Annotated in this window: 2 protein-coding genes; both read right to left on the bottom strand. The window is 74.0% G+C overall.

Going from position 1 to position 3,732, the window contains the following annotated elements:
- On the bottom strand, positions 1–2,314 hold a 2,314-nt coding region (locus H5J30_RS21630), incomplete at its 3' end, for an FdhF/YdeP family oxidoreductase (protein WP_181789046.1).
- Positions 2,315–2,621: 307 nt separating this feature from the next.
- Positions 2,622–3,542, bottom strand: coding sequence for a pirin family protein (locus H5J30_RS21625; protein ID WP_181789045.1), 921 nt, complete (start codon positions 3,540–3,542; stop codon positions 2,622–2,624).
- Positions 3,543–3,732 lie beyond the last annotated feature (190 nt).

Below are 3,732 nucleotides of genomic sequence, written 5' to 3'. Positions count from 1 at the left end.
CCGCTGCCGCGGGGGCGATGGTGACGGGTACGTGCTTCATGATCGGCTGGTCGCTCTGGCTGCTGTGGTCGCCGATGGCGCACAGTACGTTCATCTCCGGCATGTAGCCGGCGGCGCAGCCGCGGGGGATGTCGTACGGCACGGCCAGATAGCGGCGCAGCCGCCGCTTGCTGCCGTCCCGCGCGGTGCTCGTGATGTCCACCGGGGCGAGGTCGCCGATGCCGCGTTCGCGCATGTCGGCGCGGTTCATGAAAACCAGGGTGCGCAGGTTCTCGATGCCGCGGTAGCGGTCGTCGGCCGAGTAGACGGTGGTGTTCCACTGGTCGTGCGAGCGCAGCGTCGCCAGCGACAGCGTCCCGGCCGCAGGCACCACGTCCGGCAGCGGCGCCGCGGAGAACTCCGCGCGGCCGGACGGGGTGAGGAACACCAGCTCGCGCGCGGGCTGCATGATGCGGAAGCCCAGCGGCAGCCGCACGCGCCGGTTGAAGTCCTCGAAGCCCGGGAGGACCCGGGCCATCGTGTCGCGGATGCGGTCGTAGTCCTCGGCGTACCACTCCCACGGAGTGGTGCTGTCCGGCAGCGCCGCCCGGGCCATGCCCGCGATGATGGCCGGTTCGGAGAGCAGGTGCGGCGAGGCCGGGCGCTTCATGCCGACCGACAGGTGGACCATGCTCATGGAGTCCTCGACGGACGTGCCCTGCAGCCCGCCGGCGCGGTGGTCCCGCTCGGTGCGGCCCAGGCAGGGCAGGATGAGCGCCCGCCGGCCGTGCACCAGGTGGCTGCGGTTGAGCTTCGTGCTGACGTGCACGGTCAGCTCGCAGGCGCGCAGCGCCTCGAACGTGTACGCCGTGTCCGGCGCCGCACGGGCGAAGTTGCCGCCCATGCCGACGAACACCCGCACGTCGCCGCGGTGCATCGCCTCGACGGTGCCGACGGTGTCGAGCCCCTCGGCGCGCGGCGGGTCGATGCCGCAGACCTCGGCGAGCCGGTCCAGGAACTCGGCGCCCGGGCGGTGGTCGACGCCGCAGGTGCGGTTGCCCTGGACGTTGCTGTGCCCGCGGACGGGGGAGGGGCCGGCGCCCTCGCGGCCCAGGTTGCCGCGCAGGAGCAGCAGGTTGACGACCTCCCGTACGGTGTCGACGCCGTGCTCGTGCTGCGTGAGGCCCAGGCACCAGCAGACGATGCTGCGGTCGGCCTCGCTGTAGATCCGGGCCGCCCGCCGGATGTCCGCGCGGCCGACGCTCGACTGCCGCTCGATCTCCTCCCACGGCGTGGCCTCGCACACGGCGCGGTACTCCTCGAAGCCCGCCGTGTAGCGGTCGATGAACTCCCGGTCCAGCGCTCCCGGGTCGGTCGCCGAGCGCTCCAGGACGGCCTTGGCCATGCCGCGCAGCAGGGCCATGTCGCCGCCGATGCGCACCTGGAGGCTGAGGTCGCCGGTGGGGGTGGCCTTGAACCGGGCCATGTCCCGCAGCTCGTGCGGCACGATGGTGCGCGTCGCGGCGGCCTCGATCAGCGGGTTGACGTGCACGATCCGTGCCCCGCGGCGGTGCGCGGCGGCGAGCGGGGTGAGCATCCGGGGCGCGTTGGAGGCGGCGTTGACGCCGAGGACGAAGAGCGCGTCGGCGGCCTCCCAGTCCTTGAGGTCGACGGTCCCTTTGGCGGTGCCCAGCGACGCGGTCAGCGCGCGGCCGCTCGCCTCGTGGCACATGTTGGAGCAGTCCGGCAGGTTGTTGGTGCCCAGCTCGCGGGCCATGAGCTGGTAGAGGAACGTGGCCTCGTTGCCGAGCCGGCCGGAGGTGTAGAACGCGGCCCGGCCCGGGTCGTCCAGCTCCCGCAGGGCGCGGCCGACCGTCTCGAACGCGTCGTTCCAGCCGACCGGCACGTAGTGGTCGGTGTCCGGGTCGTACGCCATGGGTTCCGTGAGCCGCCCCCGGTCCTCCAGGGCGTGGTCGGTCCACCCGGACAGCTCGGCCACCGAGTGCGCGGCGAAGAACTCCCGGCCCACCCGCTTGGGGGTCATCTCCCAGGTGACGTGCTTGATGCCGTTCTCGCAGATGTCGAGGTGCAGGCCCTTGATGTCGTCGGGCCAGGCGCAGCCGGGGCAGTCGAACCCGCCGTCCTCGTGGTTCATCCGTTTGACGGCCCGTACGCCTTCCACCAGCGAGCGCTGGGCCAGCAGCACCTCGGCGACGCTGCGCGCGGCGCCCCAGCCGGCGGCCGGGTGGCGGTACGGGCGGGACCGCGGCTCACCGCCGGGTACGGGGCCGACGGGGGCGGGCGGGGGCGTTTCCGCGTCGTCGTGGGTGCTCACGGGCTGTCGGTCCTCCGCGGTGCGGGCAGTCGGTGCCGGGAAGGGGGTCTTGTGCAGGTTAGGCCCCTTGGTCCCGGTTCGCCGTGCGGTCCGGTGCCCGTGTCCCGGCGCCTCCCGGCCGCCCGCTGCCTGAACAGGCATTGCCGCAGGTGGCCGGATTGCGACCTGAGGAAGCCGACCGGCTTCGCAAGAACGCTACTGACGCGTAGTCTTCTGTTCGGGCCCCGTTGTTCCCCCGGCAGCGGGGCCCATGACGTGCCCCGCCGCCGGTGCCGCCAGGCCCGGCGGCGGGTGAACACCCCCGGTCTCAGCGCGGCTTGAGCGGCGTCGGCGGCAGCGGCGGTGCCTCCAGCCGGGGACCGCCGTAGCCGTGCACCTCGCCGAAGCGGGTGCCGGTCATCCACTCCTCGCGGGCCCGGTCGATCTCGTCGTGGTGGCGGCCCACGAAGTTCCACCACATCACGATCCGCTCCGCGAACGGCTCCCCGCCCAGCAGCATCAGCGAGCTGTCCACGTCGGCGCGCAGCGGCAGCTCCGTACGGCCGCAGCCCAGGTACACCATGGAATCCGGCGCCAGCCGCAGGCCGTCGACCTCCGCCTCGCCGGACATCGTCAGCGCCGCGTACTCGAAGTCCGGCTCCACCGGCAGCCGCGCCCGGGTGCCCGCCGCCAGGGTGACGTCGGCGCCGACGATCGGCGTGTACGCCGTCCCCGGCGACGCCGCTCCGGCCAGCTCGCCGAGCACCACCGTCGCCGACAGGCCCCCGCCGCCGGACACCTGCGGCAGCGCGGCGTGATGCTCGAAGGCGGGGGCGGTGGCGCGGTGGGCGTCGGGGAGCGCGACCCACAACTGCGCGCCGTGGAGCAGCCGCGCGTGGTCGCGCGGCGACTCCTCCGAGTGGGCGATGGCCCGCCCCGCCGTCATCAGCCCCAGCTCCCGCGGCCGTACCGTCTGCAGGCTGCCGAGGCTGTCCCGGTGCAGGACCTCGCCCTCGTGCAGCCAGCTCACGGTCTGCAGCCCGGTGTGCGGGTGCGGCGGCACCTGCATCCCCGGCTGGTCGGCGATGTCGTCGGGGCCGTAGTGGTCGACGAAGCACCAGGCGCCGACCATCCGCCGGCCGAGGTTCGGCAGCAGCCGCCGTACGACCGTGCTCTCGCCCGCGCCGAGCCGGGCGAGCAGCCTGTGCCCGCCCAGCTCCTCCGGGTCGTCCGCGCGCAGCGCCCGCATCGTCCGCCCTCCCCGTCAGGAGCCGCGGAGCGCCACCGGGCCGACGTAGCCGAACCGGCCGTCCCCGACGCGGAAGTGGTGGATCGGCCCCTGCTCGATCTCCCGGCTGTCGCCGAAGCTGTACGTGGCCGTCAGCCCCTTGAACCCGGCTCCGGCCCCGGCCCCGGCCAGCGACGCGGCCAGCGCCTCC

Source organism: Streptomyces phytophilus (genome assembly GCF_013870535.1).
Lineage (GTDB): Bacteria > Actinomycetota > Actinomycetes > Streptomycetales > Streptomycetaceae > Streptomyces > Streptomyces phytophilus.
This window is presented reverse-complemented; position numbering and strand designations above follow the sequence as displayed.

Excerpts from the sequence above, each read along its gene's own strand:
- H5J30_RS21625 (WP_181789045.1), bottom strand. The coding sequence starts at position 3,542 with ATGCGGGCGCTGCGCGCGGACGACCCGGAGGAGCTGGGCGGGCACAGG.